Genomic DNA, 21,440 nt, shown 5'->3' with positions numbered 1-21,440 from the left:
AGTGACACCTTAATAAGGACTCAATTTGTTCGATATTTTATCTGTGTTAGGAAGTGGTCTGGTTATTTCCGGTGCACTATTGCTGGCAACTGCAATCGCACCGGTATGGAAGATATTTCGCCAACTACCTACAGGCGGACTACGATACAGCTGGGGATTTCTGATTCTGCTGATCCTGATTTTTATTGCTGGTTATATCGTATATGCAAAATTCAGTTCGGTTCAATTTTCTCAACCACTCGATCTGGTCGTGCCAATCATCTTCTTCTGCGGTGCTATTTTTGTCTTTGTTGTCTGTAACCTCTCCCTCAGAACCACCAGGGATATCATGCAGAACTACGCACTTAAACAGGAGAATATCACCGACTCACTAATGGGGATCTTCAACCGACGCTACCTTGATCGCCGACTCAAAGATGAGACAGAAAGGGCACTAAATTACTCTCATCCCCTCTCCATCTTTCTAATCGATATCGATCACTTCAAACAGGTCAATGATAACTATGGGCATCAGGTTGGTGATCTGGTACTAAAAAACATTGCCCAGCTGATCAAGCATTCGCTCAGAGAGTCGGATGTGCTTGCCCGTTTTGGTGGTGAAGAGTTTGTTGTCATTCTCCCTCGAACTAAGGATTCAACATCCTATACACTCGCTGAACGACTCAGGCATGTCGTGGCAGACTTTAAGCTAACGTTACCCAGAGAGCCTGATAGTGAGCCACTATCTATAAACGTCACTGTAAGTATTGGTGTCGCAGAGCTGAATGCTCAGTGTAAAGACTGCCAATGTCTGATCGAAAATGCTGACAGAGCACTCTATCAGGCAAAACGAAATGGCCGTAACCGGGTAATAATGAGCAAGAGTAGCAACACAGACACAAGAAAGAATGGGAACCTGATTAGTTCCCCGGAGCTACAATAGCCCAGAACCCAGTATACATGCAGGCTTATACTGATTGGTATTATACCTTACTGAACTTCCTTGCCGTGGGATCTTCTCCGCTTATGCTCAAATCGCAGATACCAACAATGTAAAAAAATGCCGACCCTGTTCCAAAAAAGTGCCGGCATTAGCTATGAACGACTCACCTATTTAGTGAGATAGTTATTACACGATAAACTGATTCAATAACTCCTCTTGTTTCTTAACATGATCCAACTGCTCACTCATCGCATGATTTGTCTGCTCGGTACTGTCTGAAACCTGCATCGACAGGTCTCTGATATTGGAGGTGTTCTTATTCATCTCCTCGGCCACCTGGCTCTGCTCCTCTGCGGCGCTGGCGATCTGCAAGTTCATATCGGTTATCTCTTCGATACTCTTACGGATCTCGCTGAGGGTTTCATTCGCAGCTTTGGCTTTATCAACGGTTGTGACCGTTGTTGTACGGCTTTCATCCATTACATTTACGACGGCGGCAACACCTGACTGCAACTTCTCAATTTTCTCTTTAATTTCTGAAGTCGACTCCGTAGTCCGTGCGGCCAGGCTACGAACCTCATCGGCAACGACGGCAAAGCCTCTTCCCGACTCACCGGCCCTTGCGGCTTCGATTGCCGCGTTAAGTGCCAGCAAATTAGTTTGACCCGCGATCTCGTTTATGACACCGAGTATTGACTCGATACTCACTGTATCCGTTTCCAGCTCTTTAACGACCACTACAGCCTCTTCAATCTGCTTCGACAGATGCTCGATAGACTCGGTTGTCTGCAGCACGGCCGAGGCACCATCGCTCACGGCATTATCGGCTTGTTGAACCGCATAGGCCGCACCTTGAGCATTATTGGCCACATCTGAAGCCGTTGTCGCCATCTCATGCATTGCAGTAGCTAACTGTTCAACCTCTTGGGTTTGCAAACTCATCGAGTGCGTCACTTCACTCGCCCCTCTCGCCGTGGTTTCGGTACCTAGGCTGACCTCCCCTCCGATCAACTTAACTTGCTGGATTAGGTCCTGAAGTTTAATGGCGAAGTTATTAAAATTGCCGGCTAGGGTGGCAAACTCGACATCTGAATCTGTACTCAAACGACGGGTAAGATCTCCCTCTCCCGTTGCAACATCGGCCATAGCTTCATTTAATACTTCCAAAGGTCTCATCAAACGACTGATAATCCCGCTCATGACTATTATCGCTATGATGAGTGACAACACTGAATACAGAATCGCTGCATTTCTAAGTTCATCGGCGGCGGCATAGATGATGCTCTCATCCAAAACAATACCCAGAGTCCAACCCAGACCGGATAGAGGACTGAAGATCACTGCGTGCATCTGTCCATCAATCTCTACTTCACCAAACTCCTTGCTTGTATCTAACCTCTCACCAAAAAATTGGTCCATCGCACGTCCATTCTGTGCTGCCTCAGGATGCGCGATAAACTCCCCATCGTTACCCACTATAAACGCATAACCCGCACCAAATAGGTGCGCCTCATTACTGATCTCTGCCAGACTCTTAAGGCTGACATCGGTAAACAGTGCACCTCTAAATTGACCATTTTCGTATAAGGGAGCTGCGGTAGAGATCATGATTTCACCGCTGGAAGCATCGGCATAAGGCGCAGTAAATAATTGTTTATTATTACTTTTAGCCTCCTTGTACCACATACGTTGACGAGGATCATAACTCGATCCGGGATTCCAATTAGGATCATTTCCTACAAAGTGTCCACTCTCCAGGCCCATACCCGCCAAAAGAAAGTGTTTCTTTATAACCGCTTGCCCTAATATTTCAATGAAATGCTCATCTGATAGATCTTCCTGCAACAGTGAAACAGCATAAGCCGTAAGATCGGCCTTTTCAGCCATGACAGCTTGAATGTTACTGTTCATCGAACTGGCAAGCTCAGAAACACTACTGTTCACCTGATCATTAATCTGCTGTTTTATTTGAATATATTGATATCCTGACAGACAACCCAAGGACAACATCAAGATTAAACTCACAGCCATCACAATCTTATGTACAAACTTCATTCTAACTCCCCCAAGAGATACGAATGGCTTTGCAAATGACAACGCGCCGCCTTTAACTAAAAAATAACAGTCTCACACAGAATAACTACAGTGAAGTTCACAAACTACAGTACAAATATAGTAAAGATTCTTCACATCATGGTTATTCATATCAAATGAATTCAATTAAGTAGATAAAATTGAGTAAAAATAGCGGTATTTGGACCGGTAGCAGGAGAAAACGACCAGAAATTTGGGGTCTATGAAGCAGGAATTTGGCAGTTAAGCAGTTAATAATGACTGCTTACCATATTCATATATTAGGGCATTCATAAGCCATGATGCCCCTTCAAGCATGTGTTAAATAACACATGCTTACTTAGTTCAGATAAGTAACGGAGCAAATATATCTATGGCGCTAACGCTTCTCGGGTAAACTCCCCCTTATCACATTGAGGGCAGTCAGGGATCACACCCGGGAACTCGATTCTCATCTCATGTCCACAGTTGGTACATACCATGGTGCCCTGCCCCACAATCTCGCCACTCATGTAATGCCCCTGATGCTTAAAGTCTTGAATAACTTCATGCCATTCAATCTGACTCCTATCGGTAATTCCACTCAACCAATGCCAAAGGGTATTCTCTACGGTGATCATAGTTGGACTATGACTGAGGTCAGTATCATTTTTTTCTTGAAGGTAAGCCGCAATATCACGTTTTAAAAATTGTTCGACTAAAGCTAACTCATTAGCTTTTGCTCGATCTTTTAAAGAAAGGAACTCCTTACTGTTAGTGACGATGTTAAATAACTTCTTTACAGTCATAGTATTATCGTCAGAATAATCAGATTTCACTTGTGTAATTAAGGCTTCATAAAGCGCTAGTAACTCAGTACTTTTTTTACTCATACTCAATACTCCTTCAACTGAACCTTTTTAATGACTCACTTCTAGTTTATTCTATGCAGATCTAACTCGCGCGGTAAGTGCGCAAGATCAAATAAATGGGCGGCATGGCCGGGAAATATTGATGCAAGAGCAATATAAACCTTCAGAAATTGAAGCTAAAGTGCAGCAGCACTGGCAAGACAAAAAAACATTTGAAGTCACCGAAGACGAAAACAAAGAGAAATTCTACTGTCTCTCTATGTTTCCTTACCCTTCTGGCCGGCTACACATGGGTCATGTTCGTAACTACACCATAGGTGACGTTGTCGCTCGTTACCAGCGACTTCAGGGAAAAAATGTATTACAGCCTATAGGTTGGGACTCATTTGGTCTTCCTGCTGAAAACGCTGCGATTAAAAACAACACAGCCCCGGCGCCTTGGACTTACGAAAACATCGATTACATGAAAAACCAGCTGAAAATGCTGGGTTTCGGTTATGACTGGAGCCGTGAGATCGCAACCTGTACCCCTGAGTATTATCGTTGGGAGCAGTGGTTTTTCACTAAGCTTTTTGAAAAAGGCTTAGTCTATAAGAAAACGGCTTCGGTCAACTGGTGTCCGAACGATGAAACCGTTTTGGCTAACGAACAGGTTATTGATGGTTGCTGCTGGCGTTGTGATACAACGGTAGAGCAAAAAGAGATCCCACAGTGGTTTATCAAGATCACTGAGTATGCGGACGAACTACTGAAAGATATCGATCAGTTAGACGAATGGCCTGAGCAAGTTAAGACCATGCAACGTAACTGGATTGGGCGCAGCGAAGGCATCGAGATGACTTTCGGCGTTGTCGATAGTGAAGAGACATTCGATATCTACACCACGCGCCCGGATACTGTAATGGGTGTAACTTATGTTGCCATTGCTGCAGGTCACCCGCTTGCAGAAAAAGCCGCAGCGAATACCCCTGAGCTTGCCGACTTTATCGAAGAGTGTAAAAACGCCGATACTACCGAAGCCGCTATGGCTGCGATGGAAAAGAAAGGTGTTGCTACTGGTCTGTATGCCACTCATCCATTAACGGGTAAGCAAGTACCTATCTGGGCCGCTAACTTCGTATTGATGAACTACGGTACAGGCGCTGTAATGTCAGTCCCAGCTCACGATCAACGTGATTATGAGTTCGCGACTAAATACGGCTTAGCTATCGAAGGTGTTATTAAGCCAAGCGATAGCGACTTAGACATCAGCGAAGAAGCTTACACAGAAAAAGGCGTAGTGTTTAACTCGGGTGACTCTTTTCCCGAGCTGGATGGCCTGGACTTCCAAGGCGCTTTCGATGCCATCGATGCCAAGCTATCGAGTGAAGGCAAAGGTAAACGTCAGGTGAACTTCCGTTTACGCGACTGGGGTGTCTCCCGTCAGCGTTATTGGGGTGCACCGATCCCTATGGTCACGCTTGCTGACGGTACAGTCGTTCCGACACCGGAAGATCAACTGCCTGTCATTTTGCCTGAAGATGTGGTCATGGATGGGATCCAAAGCCCAATCAAGGCTGACAAAGAGTGGGCTAAAACTCAGATTAATGGCCAGGAAGCGTTCAGAGAGACTGATACCTTCGACACCTTTATGGAGTCGTCTTGGTATTATGCGCGTTACTGTAGTCCACATGCCGATGAGATGTTAGACCCAGCTAAGGCTAACTACTGGCTGCCGGTAGATCAGTATATCGGTGGTATTGAGCATGCGTGTATGCATCTGCTTTACTTCCGCTTCTTCCATAAATTACTGCGTGATATCGGTTTAGTTAATTCTGATGAGCCAGCTAAACGTCTACTGACTCAAGGTATGGTATTAGCCGACGCTTTCTACTATAACAACGAGAAAGGCGCGCGGGTTTGGGTTGCTCCGTCAGATGTGACCGTTCAGGAAACTGACGAGAAAGGTCGCATCCAAAAAGCCGTTGACAGCGAAGGTCATGAGCTTGTCTATACCGGTATGAGCAAGATGTCTAAGTCTAAAAACAACGGCATCGATCCTCAAGTGATGGTAGATAAGTACGGCGCCGACACCGTACGTCTGTTTATGATGTTTGCCGCGCCACCTGAGCTGACACTTGAATGGCAAGAATCGAGTGTTGAAGGTGCACATCGCTTTATTAAGCGTTTGTGGAAAGTCGCCCATGACCATGTTGCTAAAGGCGCCACAGCTCCATTAGACGTTAAATCTCTCGATGCTAAGCAGAAAGAGTTACGTCGTGAACTGCACAAGACCATAGTTAAGGTCGGTGATGATATTGAGCGTCGCCAGATGTTCAATACAGCCATCGCCTCCGTTATGGAGCTGATGAATCGTCTTCAGAAAGCACCAACTGAAACTCAGCAAGACCGTGCTCTGATGCAAGAAGCACTTTCTGCAGTTGTCCGCCTGCTTTACCCTATCATTCCACACACTAGCTTTAGCCTGTGGAATGAACTTGGGAATGCAGAGAACATCGAAGATGTGCGTTGGCCTGAAGCGGATCAGTCTGCACTCGTTGAAGATAGCAAGCTAATTATCGTTCAAGTCAACGGTAAACTGCGTGCCAAGATCACCGTTCCAGCCGATGCGACTAAAGAGGTTGTTGAGGAACAAGGTTTTGCAGAAGAGGGTGTAGTTAAACATACCGAAGGTAAAACCGTTCGCAAAGTTATCTATGTACCGGGCAAATTGCTCAACATCGTGGCTAACTAGACACTTCACTTACAAGGAAAAATGCTTAACATATACGAATTTAACGCATATGTTTCGCAATTATAATGACACTGAGCGTTTTGCTCAGTGTCATTACTAATAAGTGACTTCACTTACAAGGAATAAACGCCTAGCTTATGCTAATTAAACGCATATGTTTCGCAATAATGGCATTGAGCATTTTGCTCTGCGCCGGTTGCGGCTTTAAACTTCAGGGAAGCTACTCTATTCCAGAGCAGCTAAGAACCCTGCACCTTACCAGTCAAGATGAGTATAGCGAGCTGACTCGTCTGGTACGTGAGCGCTTACGTCTACACAGTATCTCACTTGTGGATGAATCAGACGAAACGCCTACCTTGAATATTTTGCGGGACTCACTGGACAGATCGACCCTCTCCCTTTACCCAACGGGTAATGTGGCTGAATATGAACTGACCTATCACGTAACATTCGCAGTAAGCTTACCGGAAGGTGAGGCACAGACATTCGAAGTCGATATTCAGAGAGATTACCTCGATGATCCACGTACTGCGTTAGCAAAAAGCCGAGAGATGGAGCTACTCTTAAAAGAGATGCGTATCCAGGCAGCAGATCAGATGATACAGACACTCGCATCGATAGAGATAAATTGATGGCTTTTTCAACCCACGGTTTACAGAACCACGACCTTCGCTTATTTTTCTATATTAAGGCTTACTGATGAGGGTCTACCCGGATCAGCTAGCCCGTCATCTCAAACCGCTGCAACAGTGCTACCTCATATTTGGCGATGATCCTTGGCTATGTGAAACAAGTCGAACCCAGATCTATGCTCAGGCTAAACGTGATGGTTTTGAAGAGAAAGTTCAGCTAACACAAGAGAACAATTTTAACTGGAATGAGTTAGTTGACGAGTGGCAGGCGATGAGCTTGTTTTCGAGCAGACGAGTCATCGAACTCACACTTCCGCAGGCCAAACCCGGCAGCGAAGGTGGCGCTATTTTTCAACACTTAATGCAGATGGAAAATCCAGATGTTCTGTTGATAATAACGGGTCCCAAACTCGCAGCAGAGCAGACAAAGAGTAAATGGTTTAAGACTCTGGACGCTAAAGGCGTCTACATCCCCTGCGCAACTCCCGAAGGTCAGCAATTTCAGCGCTGGCTCGATGGCCGCATCAGTCACTTTAAGTTGTTATTGACTCGCGATGCCAGAGAGATGTTATTCAGCCTTTACGAAGGAAATTTACTCGCAGCCGACCAATCATTGCAACTGCTGCAGCTGCTAAGTCCCAACACTGAGATAAATAGTCAGCAACTCGAGTCCTATTTCGAAGATCAATCGCGATTCAGTGTATTTCAGCTCACCGATGCCATGTTAAATAATCATCAGGACAAAGCCCAACATATCCTTTCACAGCTAAAGGCTGAGGGAGTTGCCATGCCGATAATTATGTGGGGAGTATTTAAGGAGCTAGCGATTTTACTGCAGCTAAAGAGTGCACTTGAGAGTCAACAATCGCTGCAAACTCTTTGGAGCAAGCTCAGGATCTGGGATAAACGTAAACCTTTATATCAAGCTGCACTGAACAGGCTGACGCTCACTCAAATTGAGTCTTTGCTCTGCGGGGCATCTGCCATCGAGTTAAAGCTCAAACAACAGGGAATGGAAGACTGGACAGGTATGAGCCATCTATGCCTGCTGTTTGACCCTAAAGCACATGCTAGCTTATCCCATATCGAACTCAACGAATGAAGCTAAAGTTAGCCATGCGTATCGGCACCTTTGGCTCCACTAGAGCAAACGCTAGCTTATTTCATAGTAAACTCAACGAATGGAGCTAAGTTAATCATGCGTATCGGTATATTGCCCGGCACCTTCGACCTCAGTAAAGCACATGTTAGCTTGTTCCATATTAAACTCAACGAATGGAGCTAGGTTAATCATGCGTATCGGCATACTAGGCGGCACCTTCGACCCTATTCATTTTGGTCACATTCGCCCAGCCCTTGAGGTGAGAGAGAAGCTGAATTTGGATAGGGTATGGTTGATGCCAAACCATATACCGCCTCATAAGGCGTCAACGAGTGTCAGTACAGAGCAGCGACTCGAGATGGTTCAGCTTGTTTGCGAGCAATATGATGAATTTGACCTTTGTGACATTGAAGCCAAACGCGACAGTCCATCTTATCTGGTGACTACACTTAAACAGCTCAGAGGTGAACATCCTAATGATGAGTTCTATTTTATCATGGGGATGGACTCGCTCGTATCACTGCCGACCTGGTACGAATGGAGATCAATATTTACATTGTGTCATATTGTCGTTTCTCAGCGCCATGGCTGGTGCTTAAAACCGGATAGCGCTGTCTACGAAGAATACGAGCATAGGTTAACCCCGACCAATCAAATACCACCACAAAGCACCGGACTCATTATCCCGGTTGAAATAGCCCCGCAGCCCTATTCCTCTACAGAGATTCGCCATCAACTACTGAATGGCATCATTTCGGAAAATGCACTACCAAGTAAGATTATTAAATTTATTCAAAAAAATAGTCTTTATCAGCCCTAGGTTTAACCTCACCTTTATCACTTCCCCATGGGAAATTGCCATTCTGTATCACCAATCGCTTATGAGATTTGCCATAACCTGTTATACTACTGCGCTGTTAAAAATTTAATGAGGTATTCCGCGTGGATAGCGCCGAGCTAAAGCAATTTGTAATCGATAAAATCGAAGATTTAAAAGCCAAAGATATTGTTACATTAGAAGTATCTAACCAGTCTAACATCACTGATTACATGGTGGTTTGTTCTGGAACATCTAAAACTCACGTTAAAGCAATTGCTGAAAATGTTGTGGTTGAATCTAAGCGTGCCAAGCTACACATTTATGGTGTTGAAGGCCGTGAAAGCAGCGAATGGGTATTAGTTGACTTAGGTGATGTGATCCTTCATGTCATGCAAGATAAAACTCGTGATTTTTACGAACTCGAGAAGCTTTGGTCAGAAAAACCTGCTTAATGAAGTTACAGTTAATCGCAGTTGGCACTCGTATGCCAGATTGGGTCACCACAGGTTTCCAGGAATACCAACGTCGTTTTCCTAGAGATATGGCACTCGAACTGGTTGAGATCCCTGCGGGGAAAAGAGGCAAGAATGCCGATATTGCTCGAATTCTTCATAAAGAAGGCGAGCAGATGTTGGCTGCTATTCCCAAAAGTAATCATATCGTCAGCTTAGACCTGCCGGGAAAAACCTGGACGACACCAGATCTTGCCACTCAACTCAGTAAGTGGCAGTTAGATGGACGAGATGTGAGCCTGCTCATTGGTGGACCCGAAGGTCTTGCCCCTGCTTGTAAACAAGCAGCATCTCAAAGCTGGTGCCTATCCGCTTTGACTCTACCCCATCCATTAGTCAGAGTTGTTGTTGCCGAAAGCCTTTATCGAGCTTGGAGCGTCAATAATAATCACCCTTACCATAGAGAATAGGTGTTCCTGTTGGGACCTAAGCTAGTTAGCTAAGGACAAGGCTATGTGTCAATCGCTTATATCTAAGCTGGAGAAAGTGTAAGTGGCGCCAAAGAAGCGGATAACTATGCATGACCACGCAGCGGAGGCATCGCTTTTCAAACGAAGAGCATTGTTTACATTCGCTTGCGTCGTCATTTTGTTGGGAATATTACTGACAAACCTCTATCACCTGCAAATACTCTCATATACCGACTACGAAACTCGTTCTAATGATAACCGGATCAGAGTTGTGCCTGTCGCGCCGAGTCGGGGTCTGATATTCGACCGCCATGGCAAGCTCCTAGCTGAAAATCAGCCTTTCTTTTCCTTAGAACTCATCCCTGAGAAAGTAAAAGATGTCCCCGCTGTACTGGCTGAATTAAGTACGCTTATCCCACTGTCTGCCGATGAGCAGGAAGACTTCCAAAAGTCACTGAAATATCACAGACGTTTTAAGCCGTTAACGCTAAAGAACCGCCTGAGCGAAAGTGAAGTCGCACTGTTCAGCGTCAATCGTCATCGATTTCCCGGTATATCTGTGGTTGCCGGACTAAAACGTCACTACCCTTACAACGGGATGATGACCCATGCATTAGGCTATGTAGGAAGAATTAACGATCGAGACCGGGCAGCACTACAGCGTAATGATCTATGGAAAAATTACGCTGCCACCAAAGATATAGGTAAGCAAGGTATCGAGAAGTTCTATGAAAATCTGCTTCATGGTCAGCCAGGTCATTTAGAGGAAGAGGTCAATAACCGTGGCCGCACTATTCGAACGCTAAAATCAGTTCCTCCGGTACCTGGTCAGGATATCTACCTGACTTTAGACTTAAAGCTACAAGAAAAAGCCGTTGAATTGCTGAATGGTCGCAGGGGCTCTGTTGTGGCAATAGATCCTCGCGATGGCGGAATATTAGCTATGGTGTCGAGTCCAACCTATGACCCGAACCTTTTTGTACACGGGATCAGTAGCAAGGCATACAACGAGTTACTCAACTCTCGCTCCCGCCCTCTGATTAACCGGGCGACTCAGGGACAATACGCCCCGGCATCGACAGTTAAACCTCATTTAGCCCTGCTTGGCTTAGAAGAGAAAACAATCACAGCGAAGACTCGAGTCTGGGATCCCGGCTTCTGGCAGATCCCCGGCGTCGAGAGAAAGTACAGAGACTGGAAACGCTGGGGACATGGCTGGGTAGATGTTAATAGCGCCTTAATCGGCTCTTGCGATACCTATTTTTATGAGCTTGCCTATAAAACAGGTGTAGATAAGATTGCCAATTTCATGCAACCCTTTGGTTTTGGTGAGCGGACTGGGATCGACATTTTTGAAGAGTCGGCTGGCATCATGCCATCGAAAGATTGGAAGCGCATGAGGTACAACCAACCTTGGTATATCGGTGACACCATCTCTGTAGGTATTGGTCAGGGCTACTGGACCACGACACCAATACAACTCGCCAACGCTGCGGCGATTATGGCGAACAAAGGCAAACGCTTTGTGCCACACCTGTTGAAATCAATAAAAGACAGCACGGCAAAAATTAACTCACCCGTCGATGAGATGGCACCGATTGAGCTTAAAAACCCTAAAAACTGGGAGATCATCAATAACGCGATGAGAGATACGGCTCATAAAAAACGATTTAAAGATGCCACATATAGTGCAGCTATGAAAACCGGTACGGCTCAGGTTATCAGTGTCGCTGCGGATGCAAAGTATGATGCTGATACTATTGATGAACACCTTAGAGATAACGCATTAGTTATTGCCTATGCCCCCTTTGAGAATCCCAAAATTGTTCTGGCCGTGGTACTTGAAAATGCCGGCTGGGGTGGCGCCAATGCAGGCCCGGTTGCCAGAGCTCTGCTTGATGAATATATGTTACGAGATAGCTGGGAGTCGATTCAATGAGTACGCAAAACCATAGACTGAATATTTGGCAGCGACTCCATATCGATCTGCCACTCTTATTCGGCATTCTCGCCTTGATGGGCTTCGGCTTATTCGTCATCTATTCTGCAGGCGGTGAAGACTTAGCCCTCATGGAACGCCAACTGGTTCGAATGGGCTTATCACTGGTGATCATGTTTATTGTCGCTCAGATTAATCCCGAAGTACTCCGGCGTTGGGCCTTTCCCATCTATCTGGCCGGAATAGTCTTGCTGCTGGGGGTGCACTTTTTTGGTGAGATCAACAAGGGAGCGCAAAGGTGGCTAAACCTTGGCTTCATGGAGTTTCAGCCATCGGAACTTATCAAACTTGCCTTCCCTATCACCATGGCTTGGTACATAAGTAAGTTCCCACTTCCGCCTAAGAAAAGATACTTAGCCGGTGCAGGCGTTCTCTTACTTATTCCGACACTCTTGATTGCCAAACAACCTGACCTTGGTACCTCTATACTGGTCGCGGCTTCGGGTATATTCGTGTTGTTTTTATCGGGGATGAGTTGGGCGATTGTAGGTACCTTCATCGGTGGCGTCCTCGCCATGCTGCCTGTGTTGTGGTTTTTTCTGATGCATGACTATCAACGTACCCGGGTACTCACTCTACTCGACCCGGAAAAAGATCCTTTGGGCGCTGGCTATCATATTATTCAATCTAAAATCGCTATCGGCTCGGGCGGGATGTGGGGGAAGGGTTGGCTTGACGGTACACAGTCACAGCTAGAGTTTCTCCCGGAACGTCACACCGACTTTATTTTCGCCGTTATCGGTGAAGAATTTGGTTTAATCGGTAGCCTACTGCTACTTGCCATATACCTCTATGTCATAGGCAGAGGCCTTGTTATTGCGTCCCGAGCACAAACTAGCTTCGCTCGACTGTTGGCTGGCAGTATAACCTTAACCTTCTTCGTTTATATCTTTGTTAATATCGGCATGGTTTCGGGTCTACTACCTGTAGTAGGTGTTCCCCTGCCCTTAATTAGTTATGGGGGTACATCCATGCTAACTTTGATGACGGGTTTTGGTATCTTAATGAGCATACATACACACAGGCGTTTTATCGACAGATAAAAGCGGTAGGCGCGTATCGATATTTACTGGTTTTTTTGATGAGCAGTAAAATGCTTCATCGACAATTAAGACAAGTCAGTTAATATCGATACCTTAACAAAGCAGAGTCCTTCTTATCGGTATCCGGATTGCCTCCGATATCTGACTCTGAAAGGTTTTCAACAAAGGGATCTGCTTAAGTGAAAATATTGTCTAAACTGCTGGCACCACTGCTCTTAGCCACACTGTCTTTCGGCACATCTGCAAATACTATCGATTCGAAGTTAGCTCCAGAAGAGGCGAGTGCAGCGACATTAAAATCTGAGTTTTTACAAACTCAATTAGCCTTAGGCTTTTCCGAAAAAGAGGTGGAAACTTTTCTAGCTACGGCCAAATTTGATCAAGCAGTTATTGATGCGATGACTAAGCCTTGGGAAGCTAAGCCCTGGCATCAGTACTACCCCATTTTTCTCACAGAAAAACGCTTGAACGCCGGACTCGATTTTTGGAAAAAACATGAAGTTACCATTAGCCGAGCAGCCAAAGAGTTTGGTGTCGACCCGGAAATTATTATCGCGATTATCGGTATTGAAACCTTCTACGGTGGCTATATGGGCAACTACCCGGTAGTGGATGCACTGTATACGTTAGGCTTTTATTACCCACCCAGAGCGACTTTTTTCAGAAAAGAGCTGAGTAACTTACAAACTCTGACGAAAGAAGAAAGACTCGATATCAATAACCTCAATGGCTCCTATGCCGGCGCTATGGGTTTCGGGCAGTTTATTCCGTCCAGCTATCGCCACTACGCGGTCGATTTCGATAATGATGGCCGAAGAGATCTATTGAACAATCCAATCGATGCCATCGGTAGTGTAGCAAACTACTTTCATCAGCACGGCTGGGTCGCACAGGCACCAGTGGCGATACCACTGACAATCTCTACCGAACTGCCCTCAGGTATAAAAGTATGGGCTGGTGAACGTTTACACTATCAGGCATCGGATATCTTATCTCCGTCAGTCTCCTTAGCTGAATCCATTGATCTGGATATTTCCCAGCCCGCCTTGGTGATAGAACTTAAACAGGAGTTAAGCAGCAATTACTGGCTGGGTTTAAATAACTTTTATGTAATCACTCGCTATAATCGCAGTCCATTATATGCAATGGCAGTTTATCAATTCAGTCAGAAACTAAAGAAAGCTCATGATGCTCAATAAAAAAACCAGATGGGTAATGCCCCTATTTTTCGCAGTCACACTCTCTGCATGTTCGAGTTCTAACGGTGGGCGTTATGATATGGAAAATGATAAGGCACCGAGCAGCGCACCGGATGTAACCAGAGTCGAGGATGCCCACCCTAAATATGAACCCTACAGCCGTGGAGGGAATAAGAAAAACTACACCGTACTTGGAAAAGGATACCAGGTGATGGACTCGGGTAAAGGGTATCAAGCCACGGGCATAGCCTCATGGTATGGGTCCAAATTTCATGGGCACTTGACCTCTAATGGTGAAACCTACGACATGTACTCTATGTCTGCAGCCCACAAAACGCTTCCTTTACCTAGTTATGTGAAAGTGACGAATCTGGATAACAGTAAACAAGTCATCGTGAGAGTGAACGACAGAGGCCCCTTTCATGAGGGACGAATCATAGATCTCTCCTACGCGGCAGCGCACAGGCTGGACGTACTTAAAACAGGGACGGCGCAGGTAAAGATAGAAGTCATCTATATCGAAAACCCGGAATCTATTGCACTTGCCGAATTACAAGAGACCAAATCGCATTACATTCAGGTATTAGCCTCTTCGGATAAAACGAAGATCGATGCACTCGCTAGAAATCTTGAAACAAAATACCTGATCAAAACCAGACTCGTATCGGTCAACAATCTGTACAAACTTCAGATGGGGCCGATAGGACAACACCAAATAGCGACCAAACTAAATGAAAAACTAAAGAACGATGGATATCCCCAAAGCTACCTGATCTCTGAGTAGTTTCATTGAAAGGGTTAAACGAGTGCCAGAGCTTTGACATGGCAGTGACCGCCAATTTCTAAAGATTAATGAACCTTCACTGAATTAGTTTGTCGACTAATGATATACTTTGACGAGTTTTGATTTCCCGAATATAACCAAATAAGATGCGCCTTATTGATATGAATTTTTTTAATCGCCCTTTAAAAACGCTTATCCTTGCGACCTCAGTCGCTTGTTCATTCGCTTATGCCACCCCAATCGTTACTCCCAACGCTCCTACGGTTGCCGCAAAAGCTTTCATCTTAATGGATTACAATACAGGACAAGTCATAGCAGAAGAAAATGCTTATGAAAGCTTAAACCCTGCAAGTTTGACCAAAATGATGACCAGTTATGTGATTGGTCATGAAATTAAGGTCGGTAATATCTCCCCTGATGATGAAGTCACCATCAGTAAGAAAGCCTGGTCTAAGAACTTTCCAGACTCTTCAAAAATGTTTATCGAAGTGGGTAAACAAGTCACTGTCGATGATCTGAACCATGGAATAATTGTTCAATCAGGTAATGATGCTTGTGTCGCTATGGCTGAACATATTGCTGGAACAGAGGATGGATTCGTTGATCTTATGAATTCCTGGGCTAAGCAACTTGGCATGGAAGACAGTTATTTCGAAAACTCTCATGGCCTGGATTCTGAGAACCATAAAACAACGGCCTATGACATGGCCATCCTTGGTGCGGCGCTTATTCGCGATGTACCTGAAGAGTACTCGGTCTATAGTAAGAAATCATTTACTTATAACGGTATAAAACAGTATAACCGTAATGGTTTACTGTGGGATAAAAGCTTACATGTAGATGGCATTAAGACCGGTCACACCTCAGGTGCAGGTTATAACTTAGTCACTTCAGCGACGAAAGATGGTATGCGCTTAATTGCCGTTGTTATGGGGACCAAGAGTGAAGCGGCACGAAAGGCTGAAAGTAAAAAAATTCTGAACTATGGGTTCCGCTTCTTCGAAACGATTACTCCTTATAAAGCGGGCGAAAGCTTCGTTACACAACAGATCTGGTACGGTGATAAAGAGTCGGTAGATTTAGGCGTGCTCACAGATACTCCAATCACGATCAGTCGTGGACAGGCTAAAAACCTACAGGCTAACTTCGAGTTAACTAAAGAGCTCACGGCTCCATTAGCCAAGGGCGAAACTGTCGGACGAATCTTCTTCCAACTTAACGGTAAAGATATTGCTCAATTCCCGCTTGTAACGCTACAAGAGGTAAATGAAGGCAGCTGGTTTAGCAAGTTAATGGATTATTTCAAGCAGATGTTCTCAGGCTGGTTCAGCTAAGGATTGAAATTGCAGGGAAAGCTCAAGCCACCTTAGGGTGGCTTGTTTCGTTTAATGCCCAAACAAGACTCACGGGCTTGAATTCGGTATAATTGGCACCATATTAACTATGTTGAAATTGTTGAGAGTAAAAAAATGTTAGATACTAAATTTGATGAGTTGATTGAGTTTCCAAATTCTTTCCCATTTAAAGTCGTTGGCGATGCCCATGAAACTTTAGCCGATCGTGTTGTTGCTGTTGTTCAACAACATGCTCCTGGTGATTACTCGCCAAGCACGAAAGTCTCAAGTAAAGGCACTTATCACTCAATCACAATCCGAGTGACAGTACAGAGTAAAGAACATATCGAAACTTTGTACGTCGATCTTGCCAAAATAGATGGCGTAAAACGCGTACTCTAAATGTTACTCATAACTTATAAATGTGATCTGTCTTACATTTAGCAAATTGAAGCGTATAATACCCGCACTAATATTTGAGGGGAGAGGTTGCCCTTGCAAGACAGCAGTTTGCATATTCGGCATCTAGGTAAGCAAGATTACGAATCAGTGTGGCACGCTATGCAGCACTACACAGATAATCGCGATAAAAACAGTCCTGATGAGATCTGGGTTGTTGAACATACGCCCGTTTTTACTCAAGGCCAAGCCGGTAAGAGTGAGCATATCCTAAATCCTGGCGACATCCCGGTCATCCAAGTTGACCGTGGTGGGCAAGTGACTTATCACGGCCCAGGACAGTTGGTCATCTATCCTCTCCTTGATATCAAAAGACTAAAAGTGGGTGTACGACAACTCGTTACCCATATAGAACAAAGTATCGTTAGCATGCTCAAGTGTTATCAAATAGACGCTTACGCCAAAGCTGATGCACCCGGGGTTTATGTTGAAGAGCGTAAGATCGCTTCTCTCGGCCTTAGGATCCGCAAAGGATGCTCATTCCACGGATTGGCCCTCAATGTAGATATGGACATGTCACCATTTCAGCGCATTAATCCGTGTGGTTACGCCGGAATGGAAATGGTTCAATGCAAACAGCTCGGTGGACCACAAACTGTCGAAGAAGCTGGCACGCAACTGATTAAAACCCTTAGCCAAGAACTCGGTTTAGAGAAACTAGTTCACCACCAAGGATTACCAGAGTCATATGAATAGGCCAGAAAGATTACAACCAGGTGTCAAGCTTAGAGACGCAGATAAAGTCTCTCGCATCCCGGTAAAAGTGGTTCCCTCTGAACGCGAAACGATGTTGCGTAAACCCGACTGGCTCAGAGTGAAACTACCTTCATCAAACCAACGTATTGATGAGATCAAACAAGCATTACGAAGTAATGGCCTACATTCTGTCTGCGAAGAGGCATCTTGTCCTAACCTTGCCGAGTGTTTTAACCACGGCACAGCGACCTTTATGATATTGGGCGCGATTTGCACACGTCGTTGCCCATTTTGCGACGTTGCCCATGGGCGCCCATTGAAGCCAGATGCCAATGAGCCAAAGAAAATGGCTCAAACTATCAAAGATATGAAGCTTAAATATGTGGTGATCACATCTGTCGATCGCGACGACCTTCGGGATGGTGGAGCACAGCATTTTGCCGATTGTATCCGAGAAATTCGTCTGCTTAGTCCGAGCATAAAAATTGAGATCTTAGTTCCTGATTTCCGAGGTCGTATCGATGCTGCTCTGGACATTTTAGCTACTGAGCCACCAGATGTTTTCAACCATAACCTTGAAACGGCTCCAATGCATTACCGCAAAGCGAGACCGGGTGCGAATTATCAATGGTCGTTGGATCTGCTCAAGAAGTTCAAAGAGCGCCATCCGAGTATACCGACTAAATCAGGTTTGATGATGGGCTTAGGCGAGACCAACGAGCAGATAGCTGACGTACTAAAAGATCTACGCGCTCATAACGTTGAGATGCTTACATTGGGGCAGTATCTGCAACCTTCAAAATTCCACCTTCCTGTCGAGCGTTATGTACCGCCGGCAGAATTTGATGAGCTGAGAGAGTTTGCCGAGAGCATTGGCTTTACTCACGCAGCTTGTGGGCCTATGGTTCGGTCTAGCTACCATGCAGATCTTCAAGCTCAAGGCAAAGAAGTAAAGTAATACGCTCTTATTTCTAGTAGATATGATGGCGTCAGCAGAACAATTAGCTGGCGTCGTTTTTTATGAATTGAAATGAAGTTCCATTAAAATGGCATCTTCACTGCCATCAGCAGTTTTATAATAGCCTTTACGACGTCCGGTCTCTTTAAAACCATACCTCAGATACAACTTTATTGCTGCGACACCAGAACTTCTGACTTCAAGAAAAAGAGTTTCAGCTTTCGCCTCTTTAGCGTCAGCAATCACCTTCTCTAATAGAAAACGACCTAAGCCAGCTCCTTGGGACTGTGGACAGATACAAATATCCATCAGTGTGGCGTCTTCAAATATTTGATGCAAAATGGCGAACCCTTGCAGCTCATCGGCTAAGTAAACGCCAAAGGATTTATACAAGTTTCCGAAACAGGATTGGATAGTCGACAGACTCATAGGATGAGAGTGTGCTTGAGACGCAATATGAGCCATCTCAGGGCATATATCGATATCAAGAATAGCTATACGAGGATTGTTACTAAGACTCATTAATCCGCCTCCTGATAAGCGGTTATCAACTGCCATAGCTCACGTTTACTTTCGGCTGTCTTCTCAAGCTCTTTCAAGGGAGGCGAAGTCAGGATAGCATTAGCTTTAGGTAGCTTCACCCTGCGCATGTCCCAAATAACATCCGCGCCTTTAACCAATGAACTTGAAAATGTACAGTGAGCAAAAGGGCAATCGATTAAGGACAACGCAGACGTGATGACAGGGTGGGTTTCTAATTCAGAAGAGACCTTATCGACCAAAATAATATATGCCTGCTTGCCCTCCCCTCCTTGGCTCCACCTCGAAATTCCCATTGCATCTAGATATGCCGATTTTTCCACGCTGCGTTCACTTAAATGAAGAGTTTGATATGCGTTAGGATACCAGTTTCTCGATGCCTTCGCTTTATCATAAGCAGTAGACTTGAAAGCCTAAGCTATCAAGCAAGAAACTAGAAAATGAAAGATCCCCTTAGAGAGAAGTAACGAAATGATTGCCATGAATTCATTGACTGAATTTCAGATGCAAAAAAGCCGAGCTAATGCTCGGCTTTTTCTTTATTTGGCAGGGGTGGGGAGACTCGAACTCACAACATGCGGTTTTGGAGACCGCCGCTCTACCAATTGGAGCTACACCCCTGTTGACGAGACGCATTATGCTTAAACTCCCTTAAAAGGTAAAGCACTATTTAGAATAAAACGTTCAACCGAATGATTTTCACACAAGGGGTTCAACATTTCTACACTTAGCAGATTAAAGCAACTAAATGACAGGTGAAAAGAAGCGTTCAATTTTTGACGACGACATTCAACAACTGCATAAAGAGCAAAAATGAGCCCATTTCTAGGCCCATTAAAATGAAGTAATCCGCAAACCAAGGCAACTCTCCCTATACACTGGCATTATACGACGCATCCCACTCCCCTAACCCCTTTGTAAATATAAAAAACGGCCTCAATAGCTCTAGAGGCTTCACTAAGAGTGAGATAACCACGACATTCAACAAAGTGAAAGTGTCGTTTGGATGACCCCAGAGATTGACTCGTACATAGAACTGTTACCGAGGAGCAAAATTACGACGCATCTACGTACCAAAAAGTGAAGCGATCTCCGATAGCCCAGCTTCGAGCATTCTGCCAAGGATGGCGATAATTAGAATCACACACGACTATAAGAAAATAGGTAGTAGAACTGAACTGACAGCTATAGCCGAGAGGGAATTATTGACCGACATGAAAGGCTGGCATTTGCATTCGCACTTAAGTGGATACCCCGTCTGATATCAATACAGATGCTTTACAGTACTCTAAGACACCTGTCATGGTCAGCTGCGGGTATGCCGCCATGGATGACGGTGATTAGAATAACGCAGGAGCAGTTATCGAAACCTTCCGCGTTCAATGGGCGCAAAGCTTCGCTTCGCCAACAACGCCCATTTCACCCTATGACATACAAGGAGTAGGGAGTGCAGTAAATGCACGACTATATGAATATAGGAGGTAGGGCGAAGCAGGACGCTAGAGCCGAGGAGCTATTTACGCCCCATGTAAGAGGGTCATTTCAAAAAGCAGATAAAACAAAAAAAACGCCTGTCATGGTCAGCTTCGGATAAATCCTCCGCGTTCAGAGTCAGCTTCAAGCGTTGCTTGATGAACACAGACACCTCTCCCCTACGACCATAGGCACTACATGGGTATTGTGCCTCACTTCGTTCGGACTCTTTATTTCCCCCATGTTCGAGTGGTCATTTCTTTCCAGGCTAAAACGAAAAAAACCCATTGCGTTAGCAACGGGCTTTATCGACTCTCTTTACGAGAAAATTAGGCGCCTGTCATGGTCAGCTTCGAGCTGAGCTCTCCGCGTTCTACCACAGCATCAAACTGCGTTTGATAAGCGCAGGGGTATCACCCTACGACCCACATGGATGTGGGAAGTGTCGATTATGCAGGATGCAATCATCGACCTATCACATGGATAAGATGCATGCTTCGCATGCGCTATCTACTCCCCATGTTCGAGCGGTCATCTTTCCAATCTAAAAACGAAGAAAGCCCATTGCGTTAGCAATGGGCTTTATCGTTATTAGGCGCCTGGAAATGACCTACTCTCACATGGGGAGACCCCACACTACCATCGGCGCGATTGCGTTTCACTTCTGAGTTCGGGATGGGATCAGGTGGGGCCACAATGCTATGGTTTCCAGACTAATTTGGTAAAATTTGAAAAGCTTAAAATAAATATTGAGTCACACTAAAATCAAATGCTTCGTATTCTTTCAGTTAAGCAAAACCATCTGCAAAACCCATCTGGGTTGTATGGTTAAGCCTCACGAGTCATTAGTACAGGTTAGCTCAACGCCTCACAACGCTTACACACCCTGCCTATCAACG

Annotated in this window: 19 protein-coding genes, 1 tRNA gene and 1 rRNA gene; 15 read left to right on the top strand and 6 right to left on the bottom strand. The window is 45.1% G+C overall.

Annotated elements, in window-relative coordinates; translation table 11 throughout:
- The first annotated feature begins 25 nt into the window (after positions 1–25).
- Positions 26–922, top strand: a complete 897-nt coding sequence (locus tag EKG38_RS20365; protein WP_126522537.1) for a GGDEF domain-containing protein — start codon at positions 26–28, stop codon at positions 920–922.
- Between the two features lie 186 nt (positions 923–1,108).
- Here EKG38_RS20365 and EKG38_RS20360 read toward each other — a convergent pair whose 3' ends face one another.
- Together EKG38_RS20360 and EKG38_RS20355 are read right to left on the bottom strand one after the other, a co-directional pair.
- The gene (locus EKG38_RS20360) at positions 1,109–2,977 is read right to left on the bottom strand and encodes a methyl-accepting chemotaxis protein (protein WP_126522535.1); all 1,869 of its coding nucleotides are present in this window, start codon (positions 2,975–2,977) and stop codon (positions 1,109–1,111) included.
- 389 nt (positions 2,978–3,366) lie between these two features.
- Positions 3,367–3,867, bottom strand: coding sequence for a zinc ribbon-containing protein (locus EKG38_RS20355; RefSeq protein WP_126522533.1), 501 nt, complete (start codon positions 3,865–3,867; stop codon positions 3,367–3,369).
- Between the two features lie 121 nt (positions 3,868–3,988).
- On the opposite strand from EKG38_RS20355, the gene leuS reads away from it, so the two are divergent.
- From leuS to lipA, 14 genes are all read left to right on the top strand, one after another.
- Positions 3,989–6,580, top strand: a complete 2,592-nt coding sequence (gene leuS, locus EKG38_RS20350; protein WP_126522531.1) for a leucine--tRNA ligase — start codon at positions 3,989–3,991, stop codon at positions 6,578–6,580.
- Between the two features lie 137 nt (positions 6,581–6,717).
- Complete coding sequence (locus tag EKG38_RS20345; protein WP_126522529.1) at positions 6,718–7,212, top strand: LPS-assembly lipoprotein LptE; 495 nt, start codon at positions 6,718–6,720, stop codon at positions 7,210–7,212.
- A 67-nt stretch (positions 7,213–7,279) separates the two neighbouring features.
- Positions 7,280–8,314 carry a DNA polymerase III subunit delta gene (holA, locus tag EKG38_RS20340; RefSeq protein ID WP_126522526.1) on the top strand — a complete coding sequence of 345 codons (1,035 nt, stop codon included), beginning with the start codon at positions 7,280–7,282 and terminating at the stop codon, positions 8,312–8,314.
- A gap of 190 nt (positions 8,315–8,504) precedes the next feature.
- The gene (gene nadD, locus EKG38_RS20335) at positions 8,505–9,134 is read left to right on the top strand and encodes a nicotinate-nucleotide adenylyltransferase (RefSeq protein WP_126522524.1); all 630 of its coding nucleotides are present in this window, start codon (positions 8,505–8,507) and stop codon (positions 9,132–9,134) included.
- Positions 9,135–9,256: 122 nt separating this feature from the next.
- The gene (gene rsfS, locus EKG38_RS20330; protein ID WP_012143817.1) at positions 9,257–9,586 is read left to right on the top strand and encodes a ribosome silencing factor; all 330 of its coding nucleotides are present in this window, start codon (positions 9,257–9,259) and stop codon (positions 9,584–9,586) included.
- Positions 9,586–10,056: a 23S rRNA (pseudouridine(1915)-N(3))-methyltransferase RlmH gene (gene rlmH, locus EKG38_RS20325; RefSeq protein WP_126522521.1), complete on the top strand. Its 471-nt coding sequence runs from the start codon at positions 9,586–9,588 to the stop codon at positions 10,054–10,056. Before rsfS ends, rlmH begins: the two co-directional genes overlap by 1 nt.
- Before the next feature lie 82 nt (positions 10,057–10,138).
- Complete coding sequence (gene mrdA / locus EKG38_RS20320) at positions 10,139–11,995, top strand: penicillin-binding protein 2 (protein WP_126522519.1); 1,857 nt, start codon at positions 10,139–10,141, stop codon at positions 11,993–11,995.
- The gene (gene rodA / locus EKG38_RS20315) at positions 11,992–13,098 is read left to right on the top strand and encodes a rod shape-determining protein RodA (protein WP_126522517.1); all 1,107 of its coding nucleotides are present in this window, start codon (positions 11,992–11,994) and stop codon (positions 13,096–13,098) included. The genes mrdA and rodA overlap by 4 nt, the downstream gene beginning before the upstream one ends.
- A gap of 179 nt (positions 13,099–13,277) precedes the next feature.
- On the top strand, positions 13,278–14,297 hold the full coding sequence (gene mltB, locus EKG38_RS20310; RefSeq protein WP_126522514.1) for a lytic murein transglycosylase B: 1,020 nt from the start codon (positions 13,278–13,280) through the stop codon (positions 14,295–14,297).
- Entirely contained in the window at positions 14,284–15,081 is a 798-nt protein-coding gene (locus EKG38_RS20305; protein WP_185826920.1) for a septal ring lytic transglycosylase RlpA family protein, read from the top strand. The genes mltB and EKG38_RS20305 overlap by 14 nt, the downstream gene beginning before the upstream one ends.
- Before the next feature lie 161 nt (positions 15,082–15,242).
- Positions 15,243–16,415, top strand: coding sequence for a serine hydrolase (locus EKG38_RS20300; protein WP_126522511.1), 1,173 nt, complete (start codon positions 15,243–15,245; stop codon positions 16,413–16,415).
- A 135-nt stretch (positions 16,416–16,550) separates the two neighbouring features.
- On the top strand, positions 16,551–16,817 hold the full coding sequence (gene ybeD, locus EKG38_RS20295) for a DUF493 family protein YbeD (RefSeq protein WP_126522508.1): 267 nt from the start codon (positions 16,551–16,553) through the stop codon (positions 16,815–16,817).
- A gap of 93 nt (positions 16,818–16,910) precedes the next feature.
- Entirely contained in the window at positions 16,911–17,570 is a 660-nt protein-coding gene (gene lipB, locus EKG38_RS20290; RefSeq protein WP_126522760.1) for a lipoyl(octanoyl) transferase LipB, read from the top strand.
- Entirely contained in the window at positions 17,563–18,528 is a 966-nt protein-coding gene (gene lipA / locus EKG38_RS20285) for a lipoyl synthase (RefSeq protein ID WP_126522505.1), read from the top strand. Before lipB ends, lipA begins: the two co-directional genes overlap by 8 nt.
- 60 nt (positions 18,529–18,588) lie before the next feature.
- Here lipA and rimI read toward each other — a convergent pair whose 3' ends face one another.
- The 4 genes from rimI to rrf all read right to left on the bottom strand — a co-directional run bounded on the left by rimI (position 18,589) and on the right by rrf (position 21,254).
- Positions 18,589–19,050, bottom strand: coding sequence for a ribosomal protein S18-alanine N-acetyltransferase (gene rimI / locus EKG38_RS20280; protein WP_246033235.1), 462 nt, complete (start codon positions 19,048–19,050; stop codon positions 18,589–18,591).
- Positions 19,050–19,391, bottom strand: coding sequence for a hypothetical protein (locus EKG38_RS20275; RefSeq protein WP_221767770.1), 342 nt, complete (start codon positions 19,389–19,391; stop codon positions 19,050–19,052). The genes rimI and EKG38_RS20275 overlap by 1 nt, the downstream gene beginning before the upstream one ends.
- A 221-nt stretch (positions 19,392–19,612) precedes the next feature.
- Positions 19,613–19,689, bottom strand: a tRNA-Trp gene (locus EKG38_RS20270).
- A gap of 1,449 nt (positions 19,690–21,138) precedes the next feature.
- Positions 21,139–21,254 (bottom strand): 5S ribosomal RNA (rrf, locus tag EKG38_RS20265).
- Positions 21,255–21,440: the final 186 nt, after the last annotated feature.

The organism is Shewanella canadensis (assembly GCF_003966225.1).
GTDB lineage: Bacteria > Pseudomonadota > Gammaproteobacteria > Enterobacterales > Shewanellaceae > Shewanella > Shewanella canadensis.
Note: the sequence above shows the minus strand (reverse complement) of the source record. Positions and strands in the feature narration are given on the sequence as shown.